This window comes from Pollutimonas thiosulfatoxidans, from assembly GCF_004022565.1.
GTDB classification, from domain to species: domain Bacteria; phylum Pseudomonadota; class Gammaproteobacteria; order Burkholderiales; family Burkholderiaceae_B; genus Pusillimonas_D; species Pusillimonas_D thiosulfatoxidans.
In genome coordinates, this window is the sequence record NZ_CP022987.1 from 2988220 (window position 1) to 3013371 (window position 25152).

At 59.0% G+C, this 25152-nt stretch carries 26 protein-coding genes; 18 read left to right on the forward strand and 8 right to left on the reverse strand.

Features of this window, described 5'->3' with window-relative positions:
* Positions 1-6: 6 nt before the first annotated feature.
* Both CKA81_RS14500 and CKA81_RS14505 read right to left on the reverse strand, forming a co-directional pair.
* Entirely contained in the window at positions 7-1116 is a 1110-nt protein-coding gene (locus CKA81_RS14500; protein ID WP_128355926.1) for a FecR family protein, read from the reverse strand.
* Positions 1113-1826, reverse strand: a complete 714-nt coding sequence (locus tag CKA81_RS14505; RefSeq protein WP_128355927.1) for a response regulator transcription factor — start codon at positions 1824-1826, stop codon at positions 1113-1115. The genes CKA81_RS14500 and CKA81_RS14505 overlap by 4 nt, the downstream gene beginning before the upstream one ends.
* 434 nt (positions 1827-2260) lie before the next feature.
* Between CKA81_RS14505 and rpsL the strand changes: the two genes are divergently transcribed.
* The 7 genes from rpsL to CKA81_RS14540 all read left to right on the forward strand — a co-directional run bounded on the left by rpsL (position 2261) and on the right by CKA81_RS14540 (position 9890).
* The gene (gene rpsL, locus CKA81_RS14510) at positions 2261-2638 is read left to right on the forward strand and encodes a 30S ribosomal protein S12 (protein WP_041682771.1); all 378 of its coding nucleotides are present in this window, start codon (positions 2261-2263) and stop codon (positions 2636-2638) included.
* 136 nt (positions 2639-2774) lie between these two features.
* Complete coding sequence (gene rpsG / locus CKA81_RS14515) at positions 2775-3245, forward strand: 30S ribosomal protein S7 (protein ID WP_128355928.1); 471 nt, start codon at positions 2775-2777, stop codon at positions 3243-3245.
* A 15-nt stretch (positions 3246-3260) separates the two neighbouring features.
* A complete protein-coding gene (fusA, locus tag CKA81_RS14520; protein ID WP_128355929.1) occupies positions 3261-5363 on the forward strand; it encodes an elongation factor G in 2103 nt (700 codons plus the stop codon).
* A gap of 74 nt (positions 5364-5437) precedes the next feature.
* Positions 5438-6628, forward strand: coding sequence for an elongation factor Tu (gene tuf, locus CKA81_RS14525; RefSeq protein ID WP_128355930.1), 1191 nt, complete (start codon positions 5438-5440; stop codon positions 6626-6628).
* Between the two features lie 61 nt (positions 6629-6689).
* Positions 6690-7001 (forward strand): 30S ribosomal protein S10, encoded by a 312-nt coding sequence (gene rpsJ, locus CKA81_RS14530; protein ID WP_013743964.1) that lies wholly within the window; start codon positions 6690-6692, stop codon positions 6999-7001.
* Positions 7002-7080: 79 nt separating this feature from the next.
* Positions 7081-9075 (forward strand): glycine betaine ABC transporter substrate-binding protein, encoded by a 1995-nt coding sequence (locus tag CKA81_RS17580; protein ID WP_128355931.1) that lies wholly within the window; start codon positions 7081-7083, stop codon positions 9073-9075.
* Entirely contained in the window at positions 9075-9890 is an 816-nt protein-coding gene (locus CKA81_RS14540) for a betaine/proline/choline family ABC transporter ATP-binding protein (protein WP_128355932.1), read from the forward strand. Before CKA81_RS17580 ends, CKA81_RS14540 begins: the two co-directional genes overlap by 1 nt.
* A 319-nt stretch (positions 9891-10209) precedes the next feature.
* Here CKA81_RS14540 and guaD read toward each other — a convergent pair whose 3' ends face one another.
* Positions 10210-11529 (reverse strand): guanine deaminase, encoded by a 1320-nt coding sequence (gene guaD, locus CKA81_RS14545; protein ID WP_128355933.1) that lies wholly within the window; start codon positions 11527-11529, stop codon positions 10210-10212.
* Between the two features lie 273 nt (positions 11530-11802).
* Here guaD and rplC point away from each other — a divergent pair, with 273 nt between their 5' ends.
* The 10 genes from rplC to rpsQ are packed head-to-tail and all read left to right on the forward strand — an operon-like array spanning position 11803 to position 16619.
* Positions 11803-12492 carry a 50S ribosomal protein L3 gene (gene rplC / locus CKA81_RS14550; RefSeq protein WP_164878416.1) on the forward strand — a complete coding sequence of 230 codons (690 nt, stop codon included), beginning with the start codon at positions 11803-11805 and terminating at the stop codon, positions 12490-12492.
* 2 nt (positions 12493-12494) lie between these two features.
* Positions 12495-13115 carry a 50S ribosomal protein L4 gene (rplD, locus tag CKA81_RS14555; RefSeq protein ID WP_128355935.1) on the forward strand — a complete coding sequence of 207 codons (621 nt, stop codon included), beginning with the start codon at positions 12495-12497 and terminating at the stop codon, positions 13113-13115.
* A complete protein-coding gene (gene rplW, locus CKA81_RS14560; RefSeq protein WP_128355936.1) occupies positions 13112-13408 on the forward strand; it encodes a 50S ribosomal protein L23 in 297 nt (98 codons plus the stop codon). Before rplD ends, rplW begins: the two co-directional genes overlap by 4 nt.
* Positions 13409-14236: a 50S ribosomal protein L2 gene (gene rplB, locus CKA81_RS14565; RefSeq protein WP_128355937.1), complete on the forward strand. Its 828-nt coding sequence runs from the start codon at positions 13409-13411 to the stop codon at positions 14234-14236.
* Positions 14237-14248: 12 nt separating this feature from the next.
* On the forward strand, positions 14249-14524 hold the full coding sequence (gene rpsS / locus CKA81_RS14570; protein ID WP_128355938.1) for a 30S ribosomal protein S19: 276 nt from the start codon (positions 14249-14251) through the stop codon (positions 14522-14524).
* 3 nt (positions 14525-14527) lie between these two features.
* Complete coding sequence (rplV, locus tag CKA81_RS14575; RefSeq protein WP_128355939.1) at positions 14528-14857, forward strand: 50S ribosomal protein L22; 330 nt, start codon at positions 14528-14530, stop codon at positions 14855-14857.
* 9 nt (positions 14858-14866) lie between these two features.
* Complete coding sequence (rpsC, locus tag CKA81_RS14580; RefSeq protein WP_228255732.1) at positions 14867-15715, forward strand: 30S ribosomal protein S3; 849 nt, start codon at positions 14867-14869, stop codon at positions 15713-15715.
* A gap of 3 nt (positions 15716-15718) precedes the next feature.
* Positions 15719-16135: a 50S ribosomal protein L16 gene (gene rplP / locus CKA81_RS14585; RefSeq protein WP_128355940.1), complete on the forward strand. Its 417-nt coding sequence runs from the start codon at positions 15719-15721 to the stop codon at positions 16133-16135.
* 9 nt (positions 16136-16144) lie between these two features.
* Positions 16145-16336, forward strand: coding sequence for a 50S ribosomal protein L29 (gene rpmC, locus CKA81_RS14590; RefSeq protein ID WP_128355941.1), 192 nt, complete (start codon positions 16145-16147; stop codon positions 16334-16336).
* A gap of 1 nt (position 16337) precedes the next feature.
* Positions 16338-16619, forward strand: coding sequence for a 30S ribosomal protein S17 (gene rpsQ / locus CKA81_RS14595; RefSeq protein WP_128355942.1), 282 nt, complete (start codon positions 16338-16340; stop codon positions 16617-16619).
* A gap of 80 nt (positions 16620-16699) precedes the next feature.
* Here the strand turns inward: rpsQ and CKA81_RS14600 are convergent, their stop codons facing one another.
* The 5 genes from CKA81_RS14600 to CKA81_RS14620 all read right to left on the reverse strand — a co-directional run bounded on the left by CKA81_RS14600 (position 16700) and on the right by CKA81_RS14620 (position 24490).
* Positions 16700-18376, reverse strand: a complete 1677-nt coding sequence (locus tag CKA81_RS14600; RefSeq protein WP_128355943.1) for an AMP-binding protein — start codon at positions 18374-18376, stop codon at positions 16700-16702.
* A gap of 73 nt (positions 18377-18449) precedes the next feature.
* Positions 18450-19766 (reverse strand): OmpP1/FadL family transporter, encoded by a 1317-nt coding sequence (locus CKA81_RS14605; RefSeq protein ID WP_128355944.1) that lies wholly within the window; start codon positions 19764-19766, stop codon positions 18450-18452.
* Between the two features lie 57 nt (positions 19767-19823).
* The gene (locus CKA81_RS14610) at positions 19824-21755 is read right to left on the reverse strand and encodes a 3-hydroxyacyl-CoA dehydrogenase NAD-binding domain-containing protein (RefSeq protein ID WP_164878417.1); all 1932 of its coding nucleotides are present in this window, start codon (positions 21753-21755) and stop codon (positions 19824-19826) included.
* Positions 21752-23056, reverse strand: a complete 1305-nt coding sequence (locus CKA81_RS14615) for an acetyl-CoA C-acetyltransferase (protein ID WP_128355945.1) — start codon at positions 23054-23056, stop codon at positions 21752-21754. The genes CKA81_RS14610 and CKA81_RS14615 overlap by 4 nt, the downstream gene beginning before the upstream one ends.
* Positions 23057-23062: 6 nt before the next feature.
* Positions 23063-24490: an NAD-dependent succinate-semialdehyde dehydrogenase gene (locus tag CKA81_RS14620; RefSeq protein WP_128355946.1), complete on the reverse strand. Its 1428-nt coding sequence runs from the start codon at positions 24488-24490 to the stop codon at positions 23063-23065.
* A 284-nt stretch (positions 24491-24774) separates the two neighbouring features.
* On the opposite strand from CKA81_RS14620, the gene rplN reads away from it, so the two are divergent.
* Positions 24775-25143 (forward strand): 50S ribosomal protein L14, encoded by a 369-nt coding sequence (rplN, locus tag CKA81_RS14625; protein WP_128355947.1) that lies wholly within the window; start codon positions 24775-24777, stop codon positions 25141-25143.
* The last annotated feature ends 9 nt before the right edge of the window (positions 25144-25152 follow it).

The following is a 25152-nucleotide window of genomic DNA, read 5'->3' on the forward strand; positions in this document are numbered from 1 at the left end:
TTCACTTCAGTGCTCAGTCAGCAGGACCAACTGTCCGTAGCCGGTCGACACCGCAGAACCGTCGGAGCTTTGTAGGGTGCGTCGGCCCAGGAAAGGCAGTGTCGCGTCTGGCCCCATGAGGCCATCCTGGTCAATCGCGCGCACCATCAGGTGGAACTCGCCGCTGCCCGGCGCGCTGAAGGTGACCTCGGGGGCTGGAAAGCGCTGGCTGGAAAACAGTATGGACCCGGTCGCGTCGCCGGCGACCCGTACCAGGTAGCCGACGGCGCCCGGTACCGGATCAAAGGATACTACCCAGCCTTTTCCTCCTCGTACGGGATCTGACAAGACCGGTGCCGGCAAAAGCGTGCGTACGCCCAGCAGCTTGCCGGTTGCGTCCACGGCAGCGCCCTGGCCCGGTCGCAAGTTGGCCTGATCGGCTCCACTGCCGGTGCTTAGCGCCGCAATGCCGGACAGCACCTCGCTTCTGGAGCCGTCCTTAAGCGTATGCACACGCAGGTTTGTGCCGCGCACCCCCGTGATGCTGACCGGCGTGCGTACCTCAAAGCGGCCCACGCCCGTGTCTTGTGGGGCGACCTGAGATTCCAGCGAACCGCGCTCCATCTTGAATATCGTGTCGGTAAGCGCTGCCGCCCGGAACACGCGCACGCGCTCAAGCTGCAAAGCAGAGTCGGGGGGGATGGCCAAAGTGCTGCCATCCGATAGCGTCAGTGTAAGAAACCCGTTCGAGCCGGTCTGGATGGCCGCACCTTCCTCCAGCAAGTCGCCCACCGCGACAGGCCGCTGGTTTGCGCTGACGTCACCCACGGCATGCAGCACCTTAGCCCGCGCCGGAATTTCCGGAATCATGCTGAACGGAATCCTCAGGGCAAGACCGATAGGAAGACGGGTAGTTTCCTGGACGGCGTTAAGTTGCTGCAAGGCGCTCCAGTTTGATGGCGTTTCGGTGTAGCGCTGCGACAGTTCAATCAAGGTGTCGCCCGGCTGGACCCTGTGGATGAAGTTCTCTCCGGCGGCCCCTGCCGGTTGTGCGTTTCCGACGGCCGGCATCAGCACGCCGCAGATAGTGGCAAAAACCAGACTGAGCAAAGAGCGGGCAAACAATGAGAGCGTCATGGAGCACCGGAAGCAGGTTGGTCGGGGAGTATTTCGAGGCGATAGCCCAGCGCGTAGGATGCGTTCAGGCGCAGGCCGTTCTGCGGCTCCAGCTGCAACTTGCGTCTGAGATTGGAAAGATGGGTGTCCAGTGTTCTGGATGTGGCGGGGATGTCGCGTTGCCATACGTTGCTGCTTAGCACGTCGCGCGAGAACAGCCGCCCCGGATTGCGAAACAGAAGCAAGGCCAGCTCGTACTCTTTAGGCGTGAGTTCTACCGGGCGGCCGCGCAGGCTGATGGTTAGCGCGCCAGGATCGATCTCGTAAGCAGCGCAACGGAAAGCCAGCTCTTGTACCGGAGCGCCATGATGGCGACGCAACAGTGCTTCTACTCTTGCCGTAAGCTCGCCTTGCCGGATCGGTTTGATCATGTAGTCGTCAGCCCCGGCCCGCAAGCCGGTCACCAGATCCTCTTCCAGGGTGCGGCTGGTAAGAAACATGATGGGGAGCGCTGGACCGAAGTTGCCGCGCGCCCAATGCAAGACATCGAGACCGCTGATGTCGGGCATTTCCCAGTCGAGCAGCAATAGGTCGTAGCCCTGCGTCTTGCGAAGCGCGGACAGCAATTCGTTGCTGGTGGGGAAGACGGTGCAGCGATAGCCGGCGTTCTCGAGGGTTTGCTGGATCAGTCGCCCTTCGGAGAAATCATCCTCCAGAGAAGCGATGTTCATGCCCGTGTGCGCCTATGGTTTCTTGTCATAACCGGATGTTACGTTATGGCGGCGCGTGGTGTCGAGCGGTGCCGGCGTCGCGTATTGGCCTCATGGACACCCCCGGCTTGACAAACACGCTTATGCGTTGTTGACCAGATGACAACTGACATGCTACGATGGCAAGCTTACTTTAATGAACTGGCGCTTTTTAGCGGTACTTCAGGAAGGTAAGAAGCTTTAAGCAATAACCCGTAGTAACCCACCCGTAACGCCCGTAGCGTTGCTGCAAGACCCGCTCTTTTACGTTTTTTATCGTGGCTGGCGGTTTTTGCGCAAATCCGCCGCAAGTTGCCCTGTTGGCCGTCTTGGTTTACCTGACGGATATCGCGGTGGCAGGCGTTAAATCAAGTACGACAGTACACGTAATTCGTAAAACAGGATGCGAAAAGGTCATGCCAACCATTAGCCAACTCGTGCGCAAGCCGCGCGAAGTCTCACGCGAGAGCAGCAAGAGCCCAGCGCTCGAGAACTGCCCTCAGCGTCGTGGTGTTTGCACTCGCGTATACACCACCACCCCTAAAAAGCCTAACTCGGCCTTGCGTAAAGTCGCCAAGGTACGCCTTACCAACGGTTTCGAAGTCATTTCGTACATCGGCGGCGAAGGTCACAACCTGCAGGAACACTCGGTGGTTCTTGTCCGCGGCGGTCGTGTCAAAGACTTGCCCGGTGTGCGTTATCACATTGTTCGCGGTTCGCTCGATCTGCAAGGCGTGAAAGACCGCAAGCAGTCGCGCTCCAAGTACGGTGCGAAACGTCCGAAGAAAGCTTAAACCCATTTATAGTCCAGCTCGGCTGGTCGCATCAGTGCAGCCGTGGGCATGTGCCCGCAGCATGTAAGTGATCATTCCAATGAATGATCGTGGCCGCAAATAGCGGTTCAACTGAACTGTCACAAGGAAGTTAAAAATGCCTCGTCGTCGCGAAGTACCCAAGCGTGATATTCTGCCCGACCCAAAGTTTGGCAGCGTAGAGCTCGCCAAATTCATGAACGTTGTTATGTTGTCTGGTAAGAAAGCTGTTGCCGAACGTATTATCTACGGCGCTTTCGATCAGATTCAGGCTAAAACTGGCAAAGAGCCTATCGAAGTGTTCAACACCGCGATTAACAACATCAAGCCTCTCGTTGAAGTGAAAAGCCGCCGTGTCGGTGGCGCGAACTATCAAGTGCCGGTTGAAGTGCGCCCTGTGCGCCGCCTGGCTCTTGCCATGCGCTGGTTGCGTGAAGCAGCCAAGAAGCGTGGCGAGAAATCGATGGATCTGCGCCTGGCCGGCGAGTTGCTTGACGCATCCGAAGGCCGCGGCGGAGCAATGAAAAAACGTGAGGACACTCACAAGATGGCAGAGGCCAACAAGGCATTCAGCCATTTCCGTTGGTAATCTAAGGACACAATCATGGCCCGCAAAACCCCAATCGAGCGCTATCGCAATATTGGCATCTCTGCGCATATCGATGCAGGGAAGACCACCACGACAGAGCGCATCCTGTTCTACACCGGCGTCAATCACAAAATTGGCGAAACCCATGAAGGCTCGGCCACCATGGACTGGATGGAGCAAGAGCAAGAGCGTGGCATTACCATTACCTCGGCTGCCACGACTGCATTCTGGCGTGGCATGGCGGGCGACCTCCCCGAGCACCGCATCAACATCATCGACACCCCGGGACACGTCGACTTCACGATTGAAGTCGAGCGTTCCATGCGCGTGCTCGATGGCGCATGCATGGTGTACTGCGCCGTGGGCGGCGTGCAGCCACAGTCGGAAACCGTATGGCGTCAGGCCAACAAGTACGGCGTGCCGCGCTTGGCTTTCATCAACAAGATGGATCGCACAGGCGCCAATTTCTTCAAGGTCTACGACCAGCTCAAGCTGCGCCTGAAAGCCAACCCTGTGCCTATCGTTATTCCGATCGGCGCAGAAGACACTTTCACGGGCGTTGTCGACCTGGTCCGCATGAAGGGCATCATCTGGGATGAAGCCAGCCACGGCACCAAGTTCGACTACATCGACATTCCTGCCGAGCTCGTCGAGCAAGCCAACGAATGGCGCGAGAAGCTTGTAGAAGCGGCGGCAGAATCGTCCGAAGAGCTCATGGACAAGTACCTGGAAACAGGCGAACTGACCGAAGCCGAAATCAATCTGGGCATCCGCACGCGCACGATCGCTGGTGAAATCCAGCCCATGCTTTGCGGTACCGCCTTCAAGAACAAGGGTGTACAGCGCATGCTGGACGCCGTGATCGATTACCTGCCATCTCCGGTCGATATTCCTCCGGTTGAGGGCATGGACGATGACGGCAATACGATCAGCCTGCCTGCCGACGACGGCGCGAAGTTCTCCGCGCTGGCATTCAAGCTGATGAGCGATCCCTTTGTTGGTCAGTTGACTTTCGTGCGGGTGTATTCCGGCGTCCTGCATGCAGGCGAAACGGTTTATAACCCCATCAAAAGCAAGAAAGAGCGCATCGGCCGTATCTTGCAGATGCACGCCAACAACCGCGCCGAGATCAAAGAAGTTCTGGCTGGCGACATCGCCGCTGTCGTGGGTCTGAAAGACGTCACGACTGGCGAAACGCTTTGCGACGTCGGTCAGCACATCTTGCTCGAGCGCATGGAATTCCCCGAGCCGGTCATTTCGCAGGCTGTCGAGCCCAAGACCAAGGCCGACCAGGAAAAAATGGGCATTGCGCTGTCGCGTCTTGCTCAGGAAGATCCTTCCTTCCGGGTCCGCAGCGACGAAGAGTCCGGCCAGACCATTATTTCGGGCATGGGCGAACTTCACCTGGAAGTGCTGGTTGACCGCATGCGCCGCGAATTCGGCGTGGAAGCCAACGTGGGCAAACCTCAGGTTGCCTACCGCGAGACCATCCGCAAGACTTGCGAAGAAATCGAAGGCAAGTTCGTCAAGCAGTCCGGCGGTCGTGGTCAGTACGGTCACGTCGTGCTCAAGCTCGAGCCCTTGCCTCCTGGCGGTGGCTACGAGTTCGTGGACGCCATCAAGGGCGGTGTGGTTCCTCGCGAATACATTCCTGCGGTGGACAAGGGTATTCAAGAAACCTTGCCGGCAGGCGTTGTTGCCGGATACCCGGTGGTCGACGTCAAGGTAACGCTGTTCTTCGGTTCTTACCACGACGTGGACTCTAACGAGAATGCATTCCGCATGGCAGCTTCCATGGCGTTCAAGGACGGCATGCGCAAGGCCAGCCCTGTGCTGCTCGAGCCCATGATGGCTGTAGAAGTCGAAACACCAGAAGACTACGCCGGTACGGTAATGGGCGATCTGTCCTCACGTCGCGGCATGGTCCAGGGCATGGATGACATCCCGGGCGGTGGCAAGACCATCAAGGCTGAAGTTCCCTTGGCCGAGATGTTCGGTTACTCGACCAACCTGCGTTCGCAAACGCAAGGTCGCGCAACCTACACCATGGAGTTCAAGCATTACTCCGAGGCGCCGAAGAACGTCGCTGATGAAGTCATCAGCGCACGCGGCAAGTAATTAATTAAGCTCCTGTCCGCCCTTGTGGCGGACAGGCACTATTTTGTTTCCTTGAAAAATCGACGGGATAAATCATGGCAAAAGGTAAGTTTGAGCGGAATAAACCGCACGTAAACGTAGGTACGATCGGGCACGTTGACCACGGCAAGACGACACTTACGGCAGCGATCACCACGGTGCTGGCCACTGCATTTGGCGGCGAAGCCAAAGGCTACGCACAGATTGACGCAGCGCCTGAAGAGAAAGCGCGCGGCATCACCATTAACACCTCGCACGTCGAGTACGAAACGACAGCGCGTCACTACGCGCACGTTGACTGCCCGGGCCACGCTGACTATGTCAAGAACATGATCACGGGCGCGGCGCAAATGGACGGCGCCATCTTGGTGGTTTCGGCCGCTGACGGCCCCATGCCCCAAACGCGCGAGCACATCCTGCTCTCGCGCCAGGTCGGCGTGCCGTACATCATCGTGTTCCTGAACAAGGCCGACATGGTCGACGACGAAGAGTTGCTCGAGCTGGTCGAGATGGAAGTGCGCGAGCTGCTGTCCAAGTACGACTTTCCTGGCGACGACACCCCGATCATCAAGGGTTCGGCCAAGCTGGCTCTTGAAGGCGACGAAGGCCCCCTGGGCAAGCCCGCCATCCTGGCCCTGGCCGAAGCGCTGGACACCTACATTCCTACGCCAGAGCGCGCCGTTGACGGCACGTTCCTGATGCCGGTGGAAGACGTGTTCTCGATCTCCGGTCGTGGCACGGTGGTTACCGGCCGTATCGAGCGTGGCATCATCAAGGTTGGCGAAGAAATCGAAATCGTGGGCATCAAGGACACGGTCAAGAGCACTTGCACGGGCGTCGAGATGTTCCGCAAGCTGCTGGACCAAGGTCAAGCCGGCGATAACGTGGGTATTTTGCTGCGCGGCACCAAGCGCGAAGACGTCGAGCGCGGCCAGGTGTTGGCCAAGCCCGGCTCGATCAAGCCGCACACGGACTTCTCGGCTGAGGTGTACATTCTGTCCAAAGATGAAGGTGGCCGTCACACGCCGTTCTTCCAGGGCTATCGTCCCCAGTTTTACTTCCGTACGACGGACGTAACGGGTACGATCGAACTGCCAGCGGACAAAGAAATGGTTCTGCCAGGCGATAACGTCTCGATCAAGGTCAGCCTGATCGCCCCGATCGCCATGGAAGAAGGTCTGCGCTTTGCTATTCGCGAAGGCGGCCGTACCGTGGGCGCCGGCGTCGTAGCCAGCATTACCAAGTAATTATTGCTTGTTCAGACAGGGGCGATCGCCCCTGGTCTAAGTTCGTTCTTTAGGAATTCCGATGAAAAACCAGAAAATCCGCATCCGTTTGAAAGCGTTTGACTACAAGTTGATCGACCAGTCAGCCGCCGAAATTGTGGAAACAGCCAAACGCACGGGCGCGGTAGTGCGTGGTCCAGTACCTCTGCCCACTCGCATTCGCCGCTACGACGTCTTGCGTTCACCGCACGTGAACAAGACCTCGCGCGACCAGTTCGAAATGCGCACTCACCAGCGTTTGATGGACATTGTGGATCCCACAGACAAGACTGTTGATGCCCTGATGCGTCTGGACCTGCCCGCAGGTGTAGACGTGGAAATCGCGTTGCAGTAAGCTTTGCCGGAGCGCCAGTTCGCGCAACAAAACAAGACGCCATGCTCGAGAGCATGGCGTTTTGCATTTCGAGGCTGTCATGAGACGACTAGCAAAAATACTCGGCGCGATGGCGCTAGGGGCGGCGGGGATATGGCCACAGGTAGGCGCTGCGCAGTCGGCATTGTGCAATGACGGCGTGCCCATCAAGCTCGCGGGACAAACCTGGGAAAGCGCCGAGTTCACAACGCAGCTTATCAGTCGATTGCTGGTCGATGGTTATGGGTGCAAGACCGATATCGTCCCCGGAACGCCTGCTGCGATCGAGTCCGCATTGGCGCAAGGTGACGTGGACATCATCGCTGAACAGTGGTCGGGCAGGTCGCCGATTATTGAAAAGGCGATCCAGCAAGGCGACGTACAAGTCGTTGGCGACACGCTGATAGGTGGCGCGCAACAAGGCTGGTATGTTCCCGACTATGTCGTGCACGGAGACCCGGCACGCGGCATACAGCCCATGGCGCCCGACCTGAAATCCTGGCGTGATCTTCCGCAGTACAAGGGGTTATTCAAAGACCCGGAAGTGCCGACCAAGGGTCGCTTTCTTAATTGCCCGACTGGCTGGGTGTGCGAGCAAACCAACTCGCGCCTGCTGACCCTGCATGGTCTGGACGATGACTACAACAACTTTCGTGCCGGAACCGGGGCCGCGCTGGACGCCGCCATCAGTTCGGCGTACGACCGTGGCGAGCCCATCCTGTTCTACTACTGGCAGCCGGCTGGCCTGATGGCCAAATACGACTTCTACAAGATCGAACAAGATCCTTTCAATAAAGAATGCTGGGACACCATCGTCAGTGGCGAAGGGCAGTTGTGCTCCTCCGACTTTCTGGTGGCCCGCCTTGGCGTGGCGGTATCAAGCCTCTTTGCACAGGCCAATCCGCAGCTGATCGAATTTTTCAACAAACTGCGCATCGAGCCGGCGTTGATGAATCAAATGATCCTGACCATGACGGAGACACGCGCGCCGGCTGCCGATATTGCGGAACAGTTCTTGCGCACCCATCCGGATGTCTGGCAGGCCTGGCTTGCGCCTGAGGCCATGCAAAAGGCAAGCGCCGCACTGAGTGTGCCGCTCGAGCAGCCTGGCGCCGCCGGGCTCACGGCCTTGCCCGACAGCGCCGCGGCGCCAGAGGCTACCCTTGCGCCGCAGACCCGCGACGGCATTTTCCCACTATGGTCGGCCGCCGACTTTGTGAATCGCCATCTGATGAGCGTCGTGAAGGCATACGGGGGGGTGTTGCGCCAGGTCAGCGACTTCCTGCTGACGGGGATCCTGCTACCGGTAGAGCGCGGCATGCAAAACGTGCCGCCCTGGCTGTTCCTGGCCCTGGTCGCGCTGCTGTCCTGGCATGCCACACGCAAGGCGGTGTCGACGGTGTTGTTTGTTGTCTGCCTGTACGCTATTGGCGCCGTGGGCCTTTGGGACAAACTTATACAGACCTTCTCTTTGGTACTGGTCTCTACGGTGTTGTCTATCGTGGTGGGCATACCGGTGGGCATCGTCGCGGCGCGCAGCCGCTTATTGCGCCGCCTGCTCATACCGGTACTGGATGTGATGCAGACTTTGCCCAGCTTTGTGTATTTGATTCCGGTCTTGATGCTGTTTGGCCTGGGCAAGGTGCCGGCCCTGTTTGCCACCATTATCTATGCCGTACCGCCTCTCATTCGCCTGACTATTTTGGGCCTGCGCCAGGTCGACCATAACGTGATGGAGGCTGCACAAGCCTTTGGCGTGACCCCCTGGCAAATGCTGATCAAAGTGTCCTTGCCCTTGGCGCGACCCAGCATCATGGCAGGGGTGAACCAGACAACCATGATGGCGCTTGCCATGGTGGTGGTGGCCTCGATGATAGGCGCGCGAGGCCTGGGCGAAGACGTGCTGGCCGGCATTCAGACGCTGGATGTAGGGCGCGGCCTGCAGGCCGGTATCGCCATCGTGATATTGGCTATTGTCATTGATCGCATCACCCAGGCTTATGGCAAGCCGCGTCGCGCACGCAGCGGACAACAGCAAGTGCGGGAGATGCACTGATGGATGACATCAAGATAGAGATCAGAGAAGTCTACAAGGTGTTCGGCCGCGACGAGGCCAAGGCGCTGGCCCTGCTGCGCGAGGGCGCCGACCGCGGCACAGTGCAGGCAGAGACCCGGTGCAACGTGGGCCTGGCCGGCGTCAGCGCTGTTATCCCGACGGGCCGCATCACATGCATCATGGGCCTGTCGGGTTCGGGCAAATCGACGCTGGTGCGCCACCTTAACCGCCTGATCGACCCAAGCGCAGGTGAGATTCTGGTGGATGGCAATAATATTCTGAAGCTGACCATGCCAGAGCTGCGCGAGTTGCGTCGCCATCAGATCAGCATGGTTTTTCAGAGCTTTGGTTTGTTGCCGCATCTGAATGTGATGGATAACGTGGCATTCGGCTTGCGGGTACGCGGCGAAAGCAAGGCGCAGGCTTACAAGACAGCATTGCTGTGGCTGGAAAGGGTGGGCTTGCTGGAATACGAAAAAAACTATCCGGACGAGCTGTCGGGCGGGATGCGGCAACGCGTGGGCCTGGCCCGTGCTCTGGCGATAGACGCGCAAGTACTGTTGATGGATGAGGCGTTTTCGGCGCTGGATCCGCTAATTCGCTATGACATGCAGGATCAGTTGTTGGCGCTGCAGCAGCGTCTGCAAAAGACCATAGTGTTCATTACGCACGATATCGAAGAGGCGCTGCGGCTGGGGCAGCATATTGTGATACTGCGCGATGGCAAGGTAGAGCAGGTTGGTACGCCGGACGACATTCGGAATCATCCTGCCAATGAATATGTGGAGAGGTTTGTGGTTCGTCGTTTGGTTTGAGGTTTCTTTTGGGGCAGCTTGCGTTTGTGGGCAGGGGCGGGCCGGCTTGATGGTTGCGGTCATGGCCCGTGGGGTCATGACTTCCCGGTTAAATGTCAGCATCGGGGCGGTCGCAAAACTCGCAACGTCGGGGCGGTGCCCCGACAAACTTGTTGCTCAAACAGTTGCTCCCTTTTTTCCCCGATGCTGGCATTTAACCGGCGCACCCATAAGCGCCGGCCCGCCCCTGCCCACAAACGCCTGTGTATCAGAAGAGTTTGCGCCCGACGAACCGGGGTGGGGTGAAAGGGGCTATGCGCCACGGTTGATGTACCTATTTTCAATCGCGCTGATAAGCCAGTTGGCCGGCGATGTAGACGGCTTGGGTGGCGCGGTCGTCGGCCATGGTCATTTGCACGAACATGGCGTCTTCGATGCCTGCGCAATGCTGCATGCGGAAATCGATCAGTGGGGTGGAGTGCAGGTCCAGAACGATCAGGTCGGCTTCCATGCCTGGTGCGATGCTGCCTATTTTGTCGTCCAGGTACAGGGCCTGCGCGGCGCCGCGGGTGGCCAGGTAGAAGGCCTTAGCGGCGGATAAGGAATAGTGTCCGAGCTGCCCTATCTTGTAGGCGGCGCCCATGGTTTGCAGCATGGACAGGGTTGTGCCGGCGCCTACATCGGTGGCCAAGCCTACTCGCACGGGGTTGGGGTTTTGCTTGGCGCGCAGGAAGTTGAACAGCCCGCTGCCCAGGAAGCCATTGGAGCTTGGGCAGTGGGATACGGCCGAACCGCTGCTGGCCAGGTGCTGCCACTCGGATTCCTCCAGGTGGACAGCGTGGCCGAAAATTGCCTTGGGGCCCGTCAAGCCATAGTGGGCGTATACGTCCAGATAGTTGCTGCGCTCCGGATACAGATCCTTTACCCAGGCGATTTCGTGCAGGTTCTCCGAGACGTGGGTTTGTACGTGGCTGTTCGGATAGCGTTTCCATAGGGCGCCGGCGGCTTCGAGCTGCGCAGGCGTGGACGAGGGCGCAAAGCGTGGCGTAATCGCATAGGACAGCCGGCCCGTGTGCTGCCACTTTTGGATCAGGGCCTCGGAATCGTCGTAACCGGACTGTGCTGTATCGGTAAGTCCGGCGGGGGCATTGCGGTCCATGAGGACCTTGCCGGCAATCATGCGCATTTTGCGCGATTGCGCCGCGTTGAAGAAGGCATCGACCGATGCGGGATGAACCGTGCAGTAGACCGAGGCTGTTGTCGTGCCCACGCGCAGGCATTCGCGCAGGAAGACATCGGCCACCATCGCGGCATGGGCGGGGTCGGCGTAACGCTGTTCCGTGACGAAGGTGTATTGATTCAGCCAGTCGATCAGTTGCTTGCCATAAGAGCCCATCATCTCGGTCTGTGGATAATGCACGTGGGTGTCGATGAAGCCGGGCATGATCAGCGCATTCTTATACTCGGTGACCACATGGTCTGAAAGCTGCGTCCGGATCTGCTGATAATCGCCGAAGGCCGTGACCAGGCCATGATCAATAAGCACGAGGCCGTCCGCCTCGTAGTGCATGGCGGCGGCGTCGCCGGCAATGAAAGGATCATCCCGAAAGCTCAATACTGGCCCGCGCAGTGCTATGCGCTGCTTGTTCTCATCGTTCACCGCTCCGGCTCCTCGGTCACAAATACAGGCCGATAGTAATGTACCAATCGGTGTCGTGTTGCAGGCTTGCTTCACGCTTGTTGGGCCTTGGGGTTATTACCCCTTGCCCACTTGCGATAGTGCCCTTTTCCATGCTAAAGTGCTACGCTTAACCAAAAAAGTATGTTTTGGTTTAAAGAGTAAACTCAGGTATGCCGGCCTAGCCCCCAAGCGGGCCGATCAATGCATACAGCAATTAGCCCCGACCAATCGTAGTCGGGAATGGAGAAAACGATGTCGAACTCGACACCTACACCTGCCGCCTATCGGCTGGGGCTTGTGGGGCGTAAAGTTGGCATGACCCGTATTTTTACCGAGGAAGGCGAGTCCATCCCGGTAACCGTACTGGACGTGTCCAACAATCGCATTACCCAAGTAAAGTCGCCAGAAATCGATGGTTATGCAGCTGTGCAAGTGGCCTATGGCTCCCGCCGCGCTTCCCGCGTGGTCAAGCCGCAAGCCGGGCATTACGCAAAGGCCGGCACCGAAGCCGGTAGCATCCTCAAAGAATTCCGTCTAGATCCCGCCAAAGCCGCTGAGTTTTCAGCCGGTTCGGTCGTGGCCGTCGAAAGCGTCTTCGAAGCAGGACAAAAGGTTGACGTCACTGGTACGACTATTGGTAAAGGCTTTGCCGGCACCATCAAGCGCCACCACTTTGCCGGACAGCGAAACTCCCACGGGAACTCCCTGTCGCACCGTACACCAGGTTCCACGGGCATGGCCCAAGATCCAGGCCGCGTGTTTCCGGGCAAGAAAATGGCAGGTCACCTGGGTGACGCTACTCGTACCGTTCAAAACCTCGACATCGTGCGTGTCGACGCCGAGCGTGGCTTGTTGCTGGTCAAGGGCGCAGTCCCGGGCCACAAGAATGCCGACGTGGTCGTGCGTCCCGCCATCAAGATGTCGGCCAAGAAAGGAGCCTAATAATGGAACTCAAGCTCCTGAATGACCAGGGTCAATCCGACGCAACGGTTGCCGCACCCGATACCATCTTCGGTCGCGACTTCAACGAAGCGCTGGTCCACCAGATCGTTGTGGCGTTTCAAGCCAATGCGCGTAGCGGTAATCGTGCCCAGAAAGGTCGCGACACCGTCAAGCACAGCACCAAGAAGCCTTGGCGCCAAAAAGGTACCGGTCGTGCCCGTTCGGGTATGACGTCCTCGCCCATCTGGCGTGGAGGTGGCCGTGCGTTCCCAAGTTCTCCCGAAGAGAATTTCTCGCATAAGGTCAACAAGAAGATGTACCGCGCTGGTCTGCGCGCGATCCTCTCGCAGTTGGCTCGTGAAGACCGCATTGCCGTCGTCGACGCATTCGTACTGGACGCACCCAAGACCAAGCTGGCAGCCGACAAGCTGAAAAGCATGGGCCTGGAGTCGGTGCTTATCATTACCGACGTGCTCGACGAGAACCTCTACCTCGCTACGCGCAACCTGCCGCACGTTGCCGTGGTCGAACCGCGTTATGCCGATCCGCTGTCGTTGATCCACTACAAGAAAGTGCTGATCACCAAGCCGGCTATCGCTCAACTCGAGGAGATGTTGGGATGAACGCCGAACGTTTATTGCAAGTCATCCTGGCTCCTATCGTGACTGAAAAAGCCACGTTTGTTGCCGAAAAAAATCAGCAAATCGCTTTCCGCGTCTCTGCAGACGCCACCAAGCCTGAAATCAAAGCTGCTGTCGAACTCCTTTTCAAGGTTGAAGTCGAGTCCGTGCAGGTTTTGAACCGTAAAGGCAAGGAAAAGCGTTTTGGCCGTTTCATGGGTCGCCGCCGTCACGAGCGCAAAGCATACGTTTCGCTTAAAGACGGCCAGGAACTCGACTTTACGGAGGTGAACTAAATGGCTCTCGTAAAAGTCAAGCCAACTTCGCCCGGCCGCCGTGGCATGATCAAGGTGGTAAGCCCTGCTCTGCACAAGGGCGAGCCGTTCAAAGCGCTGCTGGAAAAGAAAACACGTGGTTCCGGACGTAACAACAACGGCCACATCACGGTTCGCCATCGTGGCGGCGGTCACAAGCAGCATTACCGCTTGGTCGATTTCCGTCGCAACAAGGACGGCATTCCGGCCAAGGTCGAGCGCCTTGAGTACGACCCCAACCGCACGGCTCATATTGCACTGTTGTGCTATGCCGACGGCGAACGTCGTTACATCATTGCTCCTCGTGGCCTGGAAGTGGGCGCCACCTTGTTGTCGGGCCTGGATGCACCCATCCGCGCCGGCAACACGCTGCCCATCCGTAATATCCCAGTGGGTTCCACCATTCACTGCATCGAAATGCTTCCGGGCAAGGGTGCACAGATGGCCCGTTCCGCAGGTGCTTCGGCAGTGCTGATGGCTCGTGAAGGTACTTATGCTCAGGTGCGCTTGCGCTCCGGCGAAGTCCGTCGCGTGCATATCGATTGCCGCGCAACCATCGGCGAGGTCGGAAACGAAGAACACAGCTTGCGTCAAATCGGTAAAGCCGGTGCGATGCGCTGGCGTGGTGTGCGTCCTACGGTACGTGGCGTTGCCATGAACCCGGTCGATCACCCGCACGGTGGTGGCGAAGGCCGCACTGGTGAAGGTCGTGAGCCGGTCAGTCCATGGGGTACACCTGCCAAGGGCTTCAGAACCCGTCGTAACAAGCGCACAGACAATATGATTGTCTCGCGCCGCAAGCGCAAGTAAGGGGCGAACAACATGTCACGTTCGATCAAAAAAGGCCCATTCGTCGACGCGCATCTGATCAAAAAGGTCGATGCGGCCGTCGAAGGCAAAGACAGAAAGCCGATCAAAACCTGGTCGCGCCGTTCCACCATCCTGCCCGAGTTCATTGGGCTGACGATTGCTGTGCACAATGGCCGCCAGCACGTTCCCGTTTATATCAACGAGAACATGGTCGGCCACAAGCTCGGCGAGTTCGCACTGACCCGTACGTTCAAGGGTCATGCTGCGGACAAAAAGTCCAAGAGGTAAGTGATGGAAACTACAGCAATTATCCGTGGAGTCCATATTTCGGCCCAGAAAACACGTCTTGTTGCGGACCTTATCCGCGGCAAGTCGGTTGCCCAGGCGCTGAATATCCTGACATTCACACCCAAGAAGGCCGCGGGCATACTCAAGAAAGCTCTTGAGTCCGCGATCGCCAACGCCGAGCACAACGACGGCGCCGATATCGACGAACTCAAAGTCACGACTATCTATGTCGACAAGGGCGAATCGATGAAGCGTTTCTCCGCACGTGCGAAGGGCCGCGGTAACCGTATCGAGAAGCAGACTTGCCACATTGTGGTCAAAGTCGGCGCGTAAGGAGTCACAATGGGACAGAAAATACACCCGATTGGGTTCCGCCTCGCGGTCACACGCAACTGGACTTCGCGCTGGTACGCAGACGACAAAGCGTTCGGTGGCATGCTGGCCGAAGACATTCGTGTACGCGAATACCTGAAGAAGAAGCTGAAAAGCGCTTCGGTAGGCCGCGTCATCATCGAACGTCCGGCTAAAAATGCCCGCATCACGGTTTACTCGGCTCGTCCGGGCGTCGTGATCGGCAAGCGCGGCGAAGACATCGAGAACCTCAAGGCTGATCTTCAGCGCTTGATGGGCGTGCCCGTGCACGTCAATATCGAAGAAATCCGCAAGCCCGAAACCGATGCACAGCTTATTGCCGACTCGATCGCGCAGCAGCTGGAAAAGCGCATTATGTTCCGCCGTGCCATGAAGCGCGCCATGCAAAACGCCATGCGTCTGGGTGCCCAAGGCATCAAGATCATGAGCGCCGGCCGCTTGAACGGTATTGAGATCGCTCGCACCGAGTGGTATCGCGAAGGTCGCGTGCCGCTACATACCTTGCGTGCCAATATCGACTACGGTACGTCCGAAGCGCAGACCACCTACGGCATCATCGGTATCAAAGTATGGGTCTACAAGGGCGACATGCTGCCTAACGGCGAAATGCCCCCCGAGACCGCCGCTCCTCGCGATGAAGAGCGTCGTCCTCGCCGTGCACCTCGTGGCGACCGTCCTGACAGCCGTCGTCCTGCTGGTGGCCCGGGCCGTGGTCGTAGTGCCCCTCGCAAAGACGCTGCGCCAGCCGCGCAAGTTGCCGCCGCCGATGCGCCCGCCGCGCCGGCTCCGGCTGCCGCGCCTGCGCCTGAAGGAGAATAAAACATGCTGCAACCGTCACGCAGAAAATACCGCAAAGAGCAAAAGGGCCGCAATACCGGCCTGGCTACTCGCGGTGCGCAGGTCTCGTTTGGCGAGTTCGGTTTGAAGGCCACAGGTCGTGGCCGCCTTACCGCACGCCAAATCGAAGCTGCTCGTCGTGCGATCAACCGTCACATCAAACGTGGCGGCCGTATCTGGATCCGTATCTTCCCCGATAAGCCGATTTCGCAGAAGCCTGCCGAAGTCCGGATGGGTAACGGTAAAGGTAATCCGGAATACTGGGTCGCAGAAATTCAACCCGGCAAGGTGCTCTACGAAATGGAAGGTGTCAGCGAAGAACTGGCACGTGAAGCTTTCCGCCTGGCCGCCGCTAAGTTGCCAATCTCGACGACATTCGTGTCGCGTCACATTGGTGCTTAAGGAGACCTCATGAAAGCCAGCGAACTCCGTTCCAAAGATGCCACCGAGCTAAGCAAAGAGCTCGAGAGCCTGCTGAAGGCACAATTTAACCTGCGTATGCAGCGTGCCACTCAGCAGCTTTCCAATACCAGTCAAATTGGTAAGGTCCGCCGCGATATCGCGCGTGTACGTACCATCATGACTGAGACCGCAGGAAAGTAAAATGAGCGAAACTCAAAACACCCAGCCCGCAAAACGCCAACGTACCCTCATTGGCCAAGTCGTGAGCAACAAGATGGACAAGACCGTTGTCGTTCGCATCGAACGTCGCGTCAAGCACCCCATCTTTGGCAAGATCATCGTGCGCTCCAACAAGTACAAGGCACATGATGAAACCAACCAGTACAACGAAGGCGACACTGTCGAAATCGCAGAAGGTCGCCCGATCTCCCGCGACAAGTCGTGGACAGTTGTGCGTTTGCTCGAAGCTGCGCGCGTTATTTAAGCAGTAGGCCAGCCCGGTGTCAGCACCGGGCCAGTCAGCAAGCCCCGGGAGTTCTCTTCCGGGGCTTTTTCCTTTTTGGCTTACGGCTGTTGCTTGCCTTCGTCCTTAAGCGCGCGTCGCAGTATCTTGCCGACGTTGCTGCGCGGCAATTCCTTACGGAACTCGACGTACTTGGGGGCCTTGTAGCCGGTGAGCTTCTGGCGGCAGAACGCGATGAGCTCTTCTTCCGTGACGCGCTCGTTCTTGCGTATGACAAATAGCTTGACGACCTCGCCCGAGTGTTCGTCCGGTACCCCGATGGCCGCAGCATCGCGCACGTCTTCGTGTTCCATGGCCACCGCCTCGACCTCGTTGGGGTAGACGTTAAAGCCGGACACCAGGATCATGTCTTTCTTGCGATCAAGGATAAACACATAGCCTTGCTCGTTGACGTAGCCAATGTCGCCGCTAAGCAGGAAGCCGTCGGCGCTGAAAGCCTTGGCTGTTTCGTCCGGCCGGTTCCAGTAACCCGGCGTGACCTGAGGACCGCGGATGCATATCTCGCCGCTTTTGCCTTGTGGAACATCGCGGCCCTCGTGGTCTCGAATGGCGATCTCCGTGGACGATACCGGCAGGCCGATTGAACCGTTGAACTCGGTTTTGTCCAACGGATTGATCGTGACAGCCGGAGATGTCTCGGTCAGCCCGTAGGCCTGTGCAATAGGCTTGCCCGTCACCTTGAGCCAGCGCTGTGCAATGACTTCCTGAACCGCCATTCCGCCCCCCAAGGCGAGCTTTAAACCGCTGAAGTCCAGCTTGGCGAAGTCGGGATGATTAAGCATGGCATTGAACAAGGTGTTGACGCCGGTGATCGCGGTAAATCGGTGCTGCTTCATGCTTTTAATGACAGCCGGGATGTCGCGGGCATTGACGATAAGAAGGTTGCTCGCTCCCAGCTTGAGAAAGGTCAGGCAGTTGGCTGTGAGAGCGAAGATATGATAAAGCGGCAAGGCAGTGACAATGCACTCGCTATTACCCAGGTGGGGCTTTACCCAGGCATGCGCCTGGCACACGTTGGACACCATATTGCCGTGCGTCAGCATGGCGCCTTTGGGCACGCCGGTGGTGCCGCCGGTGTACTGCAGCAGCGCGAGATCATCATGGGTCAGCGACGGGCGGGTATAAGGCAATTTGCGGCCACGCGCCAGCACCTGCTGAAGAGGCAGCTTGCCTGGCAATGCATAGGCGGGAACCAGTTTCTTGACGTGTCTCACGACCAGGTTGGTAAGGGCACCCTTCAGGCTGCCCAGCATGTCTCCCAACGACGTGACGACGATGGTCTTGATGGCGACGCGCGGCAAGACTTCTTGCAATGTGTGGGCAAAGTTCTCGGCAATGACGATGACTTCAGCGCCCGAGTCCGATAACTGATGCTCGAGTTCGGTTGCGGTGTACAGCGGATTGGTGTTGACGGCAACAGCGCCCGCGCGCAATACGCCAAACAGGCAAACCGGATACTGCAGCAGATTTGGCATCATCAGGGCGACCCGATCGCCTTTCTTTACGCCGATGGATAGCAGCCAGGCCGCAAAGTGTCGCGAGCGTTCATCAAGCTGGGCGAAGGTCATGGTGACGCCCATGCTGATGTAAGCGACATCCTTGGCGTAATTGCGGCAGCTGTCCTCGAAGATGCCCACCAAAGAGTCGTATGTGGCCGCTTGCTCAGTGATGTCTGCCGGTATGCCGGGTGGATAGTGGTCCAGCCAAATGGGTTCCATGTGTCATCCCCTCGAGTTATCTTGTTATTGATTCTACGTTGAACCGGCGCGACATACCGAGGGGACACACAAATTAGAACCGATGCGACACCTGTACGCCGATCAGGTTGGCATTGGATTTATAGTCGCCCCGTACGACGCCCTTGGAAGGATCTGTGTCATTGTCGATGCTGGTGCTTTTTACAAAGAGATGTGCGTATCCGACATCGAGTGTCGTCCTTTCGTTGATATTGTACTGAGCGCCTACCGAGACCCAATAGCGATTGCTATCCGGCAGAGAGGTCGGCCGATACCGGGCGCTGTCCACGGGGGATTGATCCCATGCCAGGCCACCTTTCAAGGTCCATCTTGGGGTCGCCTTGTAGTTGGCGCCTAGGGCGAGGCGCCAGGTGTCACGGAAGCGCAGATCAAGATCGTCGCTGAAGCGCGGGTCGCCGTTGTCGATCTCGAGCGATTTGATGCTGCTCCAGCCCGTCCACGAGACGTCAGCCAAGATTTGCCAGCGGCTGTTCAGATCGTGGGCCACGCTAAGCACAGCGGTGTCCGGAAGCTCGACCGACGTGCTGGCATTGAAACGGGTGGGAATCGGCACAGGGCTTGCGTTCCTGATGGTCGTGTGCCCGCTCGCGTTGATTTTCATCTTCGAACGGTACGAGAAACCGATCCGGGTGCTGGGCGTGGCTTCGAACAGCACCCCCAAGTTCCATCCCCAGGCGTCGCCGTCCATCTTCACTTTCGCTTCCAGATCGGGAGACCCAGCAACGATGGGTGCGGCAGGGTTGGCGATGCCACCGGGCAGGAACGTTATGAGGCCTGCAGCCGGACTATTGCGCCGATAATCGGCATCCAGGCGCATCCAGTTCAAGCCGGCGCCTACGGAGAGCCGCTCATTGACCTTGTAGGCAAGCGACGGATTGATATTGATGCTTTCAATGCTGAACTTCTTGGAATGGTAGCGGCCTATCCAGTCGCCGTCGTACTCCGTCATTAGCCCGAATGGCGCGCCTATGCCGACCCCGGCGTACCAGTCGGGGCTAAGTTGCCAAGACAGATAGGCGTTGGGCACCAGGCCCCACGAGCCCGCATCACCGCCATTGTTCGAGCCCAAGGGCAGTCCGCCTGGCCCGGTGCTGCCGGTATTGCTGAACTTGAACGATGGACGCACCGCTGTGGCGCCCGCCGAAACATTGACGCCGGGCAAGCGCGTCATGCCCGCCGGGTTGAAGAAAATCGTACTGGCATTCTCGGCAATCGCCGCAGAGCCCGCGTAGGCATTGCCAATGCCGCTGGCGTTTTGTTCCAGCAACTGGAAGCCCGCCCCATAAGCGCCGCCGGCGCCCAGTCCAAGCACGAGGACCGAAATAATGCGTAAGGAACTTGCTGATTTCATTTGCCACCTCCGGGATCCTCCTTCCCCGCCGAGGCAGCCAGCAGATACTGTGCCGGACTACACCTTGCTGTAATGCAATGGCCCACCGGTGAAGGGCGCGAAACCGGTACCAAAGATGACGCCGGCATCGGCCAGATCTGCGTCGTCAACGACGCCGCGATCGACCTGAACGCGCGTCTGCTGTATTAGCGGGGCAATCAGGCGCTCGGCCAGGCCTGGCGCCGGCTCAGTGGCTTTCGACTTGATCGGCTTGCCGTCTTTCCAGCGATAGAAGCCCCGGTCGGTCTTGCGCCCAAGGTGGCCGCGGGCCAGGCGCTCTTGCAAGCAGGCGGGTGCGGTGTGTTGTCCGGCAAGCTGCCGTCCCGCGTCTTGCACGATATCCAGGCCCACGGTGTCGGCCAGTTCGATCGGGCCCATGGGCATCCCGAAGGCGCGCATGGCTTCGTCCACGGTCTCTGGCTTGATGCCTTCGTCGACGCAGCGCATAGCTTCAAGCAGGTAAGGCGCGCGCACGGCGTTAACCAGAAAGCCGGGGCTGTCCAGGACAGGAAGAGGCAGCTTGTCCAGCTGCCCGACGAAGGCGCAGCCGGCCTGGAGTGCGGCCGGGTCGCTTAGGGGATGGTGCACGACCTCGACCAACGGCATGCGGGCCACAGGATTGAAGAAATGTATGCCGATGAAGCGCTGCGGCGCGGCCAAGTCGGTACACAGGGCGGCCAAGGACAGGCTGGAGGTGTTGGTGGCCAGGAGGGCTCCGGCCTTCATACGCGGTTCGATGTCTGCGTAGAGGCTGCGTTTTGCTTCCGGGTTCTCGGTGATGGCCTCGATCACGATATCGGCCAACCCGACGCCATCTCCGTTCAGGTCAGGAATCAGGCGGTCGGCGGCGGCCCGGGCCAGGCGCGGGTTTTTCTGCCTGCGGGCAAACAATGTGTTGGCCCGCCCCTGTGCACTGGCGATCAGTTCGCGATCGCGATCCTGCAGGGTGACGGTGAGCCCTTTCAGCGCACACCATGCCGCGATATCGCCGCCCATCACCCCTGCGCCCACGACATGCACATGTGCTGCCTTGGCTGTCGCGTTGTCGCGCTTGACTAAGGATTTCAGGCGCTCTTGCAGTCTGAACACCCGCAACAGGTTGCGGGCTGTGTCGGACCGTATCAGTCGGTCGACCAAGTGAGGTGCTTGCAACGGGTTGCCGTCGTGCCGGGACCAGATCTCGATAATGGCGCGTGGCGCAGGGTAATGATGGTAGGGGTCTTTTTGGTCGACCGTCCTGGCTGTCTGGCGGGCCACCAGCGCACGCAGCAGCCTGTGATTCAGTAAGGCCGGCACGCCAGCGGCCTTGCGCCGAGGTTTGCCACTTAGCACTTGCGTTTTGGCGGCCTGGCGTTGGAGCCGGGGCGCGACCATGCCGTCGGCCAGGGCGGACTTCACGGCCTTGCGCGCATCTTGTGGGCGTCCGCTAAGCATCATGTCCAAAGCTGCCGGCGCGCCGATCAGGGCCGGCAGCCGCCGCATCCCACCCCACCCGGGGAAGATGCCCAGCATGACTTCCGGCAGCGCAAGAGACGTACCGGGCTGGTCGACCACAAGCCGGTATCGGCAAGCGAGGGCCAGCTCAAGACCGCCGCCCAGGCAGTGTCCATGTATAAGCGCAAGCGTCGGATACCTGACCCTGGCCAGCCGATTGAAGAGCTCCCAACCCCGGGTCACGAGTTCCAGCCCTTTTTCCGGCGTATCCAGACCTGCGAATTCGTCAATGTCGGCGCCGGCAATAAAGCCCGCGTCTTTGGTGGAGTAGATGACAAGACCGGCTGGCGGCCCATGCTCGAAGTGATCCAGCACCTCGGCCAATTCTTGCATGACTGCGCGGGACAGGCGGTTGATTGGACTGTCGGGGCAATTGATGGCGAGCCAAGCAACATTGTCCTGGTCGATGTGGCAACTGAAATTGCGCAAGACCATGGATTCCGGCAGGGCGATCATGCTGTGGCTCCATCGTCGCAGGTTTCCACCAGCATGGCGCCGCCCTGGCCGCCGCCGATGCAAATTGCCGCCATGCCGCGCTGCAGGCCCCGCGCCTGCAGCGCGCGAAGCAAATGCAGCACGATGCGCGCGCCCGACGCCCCTACAGGATGGCCCATCGCGATGGCGCCGCCGTCGACATTCAGACGTTGCATGTCCAAAGTCCCCAGGGCGCCCAGGCCCAGGTTCTGTTGACACCAGTCTGCGTCGTTCCAGGCCGCGATGCAGGCCAGTACCTGCGCGGCAAAGGCTTCGTTGATTTCCCACAGGTCAAGATCGTTGAGTCCCAGTCCGTGACGTTGGAGTATCGGTGTGGCGGCATGCACGGGCCCCAGACCCATGTTGGCCGGATCAAGTGCAGCCCACTGAGCGTCGAGTATGCGTCCGATGGGCCGCAACTGCCAGCGCTGCACAGCCGCCTGTGAGGCGAGCAGCAGCACGGCGGCGCCGTCAGTGACTTGCGAGCTGTTGCCGGCGGTGATATTGCCCCACGGTTTGTCGAACACCGGCTTGAGCCGTCCGAGCTTCTCGGGGGTCGAGTCGTCGCGTATGCCATCGTCCTGGGCATACAGCCTGCCGCCATGATCGGTAAGCGGCACGATCTCGTTGAAGGCTTGCCGTTGTTGTGCTTGCCTTGCCAGCTCGTGGCTACGGGCTGCGTAGTAATCCATATCGGACCGACTGATGCCGAAACGATGTGCGAGGTTCTCGGCAGTCTGCCCCATGGACAGCCCGACATAAGGATCGGTCAGTCCCTTAAGCAGGCCGATGACGGGCGCCAGATGCCGGGGGCGCAGCGTTTTCAGTGTGGCAAGCTTCTTGATCAGACTGCGCTGCTTGCCCCAGGCGGCCAACCAACGCACGAGCTCGTCGCCCAGTAGAACAGGCGCGCGGGACAGCGCGTCGGTTCCCCCGGCCAGCACCAGGTCGGCACGGCCGGTCTGTATGGACATGACTGCGGAATCGAGCGCCTGCATGCCTGATGCACAGTTGCGCATGACCGTCCAGCCAGGCACCTTGTGGCCGCAGCCCAGGCGCAAGGCTATCAACCTGCCGATATTGGTTTCTTCGGGGGACGGCGCCGCGCAGCCGATGATGACCTCGGATAAATCGGTGGGGCGGAACGCCTGCCGCAACAGCAGCTCGCGAGCAGGCTGCACCGCCAGGTCAGATGCCGAGAACGGGCCTGGCGTATTGCGCGCCTTCAAGAACGGGCTGCGGGCACCGTCGATGATGTATACGGGTACAAAGGCCCTGGGCATCTGAACCTACACGTGCGTTACGAACTTGGTGACGAGGTAGCCGTCGAAGGTCTCGGTGCCCCCTTCGCTGCCGATGCCGCTGTCCTTGATACCGCCAAAAGGCGTTTCGGCCAAGGCACTGCCAAAGTGGTTGATATTGATCATGCCCGCTTCCAGGCCATTGGAGGTACGTGTGGCCGTTTGAAGAGAATTGGTGAACACATACGAGGACAAGCCAAAGGGCAATGCGTTGGCGCGGCGTATTCCTTCTTCGATGTCGCTGAATCGCACGACCGGCGCGATGGGGCCGAAAGGCTCTTCGGTCATCAGCATGGCGTCTTCGGGCAGATCGGTAACCACGGTGGGCGAGAAGAAATGACCCGTGCGATCGATACGCTCACCGCCCAGGACGACTTTTCCGCCCAGCTGGCGTGCGTTCTCAACAAATTTATCCATGGTCGGTATGCGGCGTGCATGCGCCAAGGGGCCCATCTGGGTGTCAGGGTCGAGGCCATCGCCGACTTTGACGGTTTTGAGCGTCTCGACGAAGGCTTCCAGGAACTGACCATAGACCTTGTCCTGTACATAGAAGCGGGTGGGCGATATGCATACCTGCCCGGCATTGCGCAGTTTGAAGCGGGCCAGTTGCTTTGCGGCTTTACCGATATCGGCATCGTCGAACACCAGCACCGGCGAATGGCCGCCCAATTCCATCGTTACGCGCTTCATGTGTGCGCCGGCCAGCGAAGCCAATTGCTTGCCGACCGGCACAGAGCCGGTAAACGAGACCTTGCGAACGATGGGGGAGCGAATTAGGTAGTCGGAAATCTCGGCCGGAACACCCCAGACGATATTGAGCACACCCGGAGGCAGGCCCGCGTCGTGGAACATGCGCGCGATAGCCACGACCGCGCTGGGGGCGTCTTCGGGCCCCTTCAGTATGATGGTGCAACCGGCGCCTATGGCAGCGCAGATCTTGCGTATGGCCTGGTTGTACGGGAAGTTCCAGGGGGTGAAGGCTGCGCACACCCCTATGGGCTCGCGCAACACCATTTGACGTACCTCTGGCTTGCGCGATGGAATGATGCGCCCGTAAATGCGGCGGCATTCTTCCGCATGCCAATCGCAGTGCTCGGCGCAAGACATAACCTCGCCCACGGCCTCCGCCAGCGGCTTGCCCTGGTCCAGTGTCATGTTGCGGCCGATTTCCTGGGCCCGTTCGCGGGTCAGTTGGCCGACTTTGCGTAAAATTTCGGAGCGTGTCATGGGCGAGCTGTGGCGCCATGTCTCGAATGCGCGGGCCGCGGCGGCCAGCGCGCGGTCCAGGTCTGCCGTGCTGGCATGGGGCAGTTGCCCCAGGACTTCCAGCGTGGCGGGGTTGCTGACCTCTTCGGTCTTGCGCCCTTCTTCGCCCAGAAACTCGCCATCTATATATAGTGCCAACTTCTCGTACATGCCTCGATCCCTGTGTGTTTGCATCAAACCCACAGTTGTATCGCAATCGCGCTGTGGTTGCAAAGCAAATACACGATACTTACCACTTGCTTTTGGTTTGTGGATCGCTTATAGTACATGGCTTGCTTTATTACGAAAGCAACAGCGCTAATTTTTAGCAAGATTTCAACCCAGGCTTTGGGTGGGCGTGCAAGCCTACTTAAATCTGACGGGACCAAAACTGGTTGTGTGGCGGGGCCAATTGAAGGGCCGCGCAATGCAACTAAGTTGGAACAGGAAAAATCATGATCCAAATGCAGACCACGCTAGACGTGGCCGACAACACTGGCGCACGTTCTATTATGTGCATCAAGGTGTTGGGCGGCTCGAAGCGCCGTTATGCCGCTATCGGTGACATCATCAAAGTCAGTGTCAAAGAAGCGGCCCCACGCGGGCGCGTCAAAAAAGGCGAAATTTACAACGCTGTAGTGGTTCGTACCGCTAAGGGTGTACGTCGCAAAGACGGTTCGCTGATCAAGTTCGGCGGCAACGCCGCCGTATTGCTCAATGCCAAACTGGAACCCATCGGTACCCGTATCTTCGGACCTGTAACGCGCGAACTGCGTACAGAGAAGTTCATGAAGATCGTATCCCTGGCTCCAGAAGTGCTGTAAGGAGCGAAG

Excerpts from the sequence above, each read along its gene's own strand:
- CKA81_RS14500 (WP_128355926.1), bottom strand. The coding sequence starts at position 1,116 with ATGACGCTCTCATTGTTTGCCCGCTCTTTGCTCAGTCTGGTTTTTGCC.
- CKA81_RS14505 (WP_128355927.1), bottom strand. The coding sequence starts at position 1,826 with ATGAACATCGCTTCTCTGGAGGATGATTTCTCCGAAGGGCGACTGATC.
- rpsL (WP_041682771.1), top strand. The coding sequence starts at position 2,261 with ATGCCAACCATTAGCCAACTCGTGCGCAAGCCGCGCGAAGTCTCACGC.
- rpsG (WP_128355928.1), top strand. The coding sequence starts at position 2,775 with ATGCCTCGTCGTCGCGAAGTACCCAAGCGTGATATTCTGCCCGACCCA.
- fusA (WP_128355929.1), top strand. The coding sequence starts at position 3,261 with ATGGCCCGCAAAACCCCAATCGAGCGCTATCGCAATATTGGCATCTCT.
- tuf (WP_128355930.1), top strand. The coding sequence starts at position 5,438 with ATGGCAAAAGGTAAGTTTGAGCGGAATAAACCGCACGTAAACGTAGGT.
- rpsJ (WP_013743964.1), top strand. The coding sequence starts at position 6,690 with ATGAAAAACCAGAAAATCCGCATCCGTTTGAAAGCGTTTGACTACAAG.
- CKA81_RS17580 (WP_128355931.1), top strand. The coding sequence starts at position 7,081 with ATGAGACGACTAGCAAAAATACTCGGCGCGATGGCGCTAGGGGCGGCG.
- CKA81_RS14540 (WP_128355932.1), top strand. The coding sequence starts at position 9,075 with ATGGATGACATCAAGATAGAGATCAGAGAAGTCTACAAGGTGTTCGGC.
- rplC (WP_164878416.1), top strand. The coding sequence starts at position 11,803 with ATGTCGAACTCGACACCTACACCTGCCGCCTATCGGCTGGGGCTTGTG.
- rplD (WP_128355935.1), top strand. The coding sequence starts at position 12,495 with ATGGAACTCAAGCTCCTGAATGACCAGGGTCAATCCGACGCAACGGTT.
- rplW (WP_128355936.1), top strand. The coding sequence starts at position 13,112 with ATGAACGCCGAACGTTTATTGCAAGTCATCCTGGCTCCTATCGTGACT.
- rplB (WP_128355937.1), top strand. The coding sequence starts at position 13,409 with ATGGCTCTCGTAAAAGTCAAGCCAACTTCGCCCGGCCGCCGTGGCATG.
- rpsS (WP_128355938.1), top strand. The coding sequence starts at position 14,249 with ATGTCACGTTCGATCAAAAAAGGCCCATTCGTCGACGCGCATCTGATC.
- rplV (WP_128355939.1), top strand. The coding sequence starts at position 14,528 with ATGGAAACTACAGCAATTATCCGTGGAGTCCATATTTCGGCCCAGAAA.
- rpsC (WP_228255732.1), top strand. The coding sequence starts at position 14,867 with ATGGGACAGAAAATACACCCGATTGGGTTCCGCCTCGCGGTCACACGC.
- rplP (WP_128355940.1), top strand. The coding sequence starts at position 15,719 with ATGCTGCAACCGTCACGCAGAAAATACCGCAAAGAGCAAAAGGGCCGC.
- rpmC (WP_128355941.1), top strand. The coding sequence starts at position 16,145 with ATGAAAGCCAGCGAACTCCGTTCCAAAGATGCCACCGAGCTAAGCAAA.
- rpsQ (WP_128355942.1), top strand. The coding sequence starts at position 16,338 with ATGAGCGAAACTCAAAACACCCAGCCCGCAAAACGCCAACGTACCCTC.
- CKA81_RS14600 (WP_128355943.1), bottom strand. The coding sequence starts at position 18,376 with ATGGAACCCATTTGGCTGGACCACTATCCACCCGGCATACCGGCAGAC.
- CKA81_RS14605 (WP_128355944.1), bottom strand. The coding sequence starts at position 19,766 with ATGAAATCAGCAAGTTCCTTACGCATTATTTCGGTCCTCGTGCTTGGA.
- CKA81_RS14610 (WP_164878417.1), bottom strand. The coding sequence starts at position 21,755 with ATGATCGCCCTGCCGGAATCCATGGTCTTGCGCAATTTCAGTTGCCAC.
- CKA81_RS14615 (WP_128355945.1), bottom strand. The coding sequence starts at position 23,056 with ATGCCCAGGGCCTTTGTACCCGTATACATCATCGACGGTGCCCGCAGC.
- CKA81_RS14620 (WP_128355946.1), bottom strand. The coding sequence starts at position 24,490 with ATGTACGAGAAGTTGGCACTATATATAGATGGCGAGTTTCTGGGCGAA.
- rplN (WP_128355947.1), top strand. The coding sequence starts at position 24,775 with ATGATCCAAATGCAGACCACGCTAGACGTGGCCGACAACACTGGCGCA.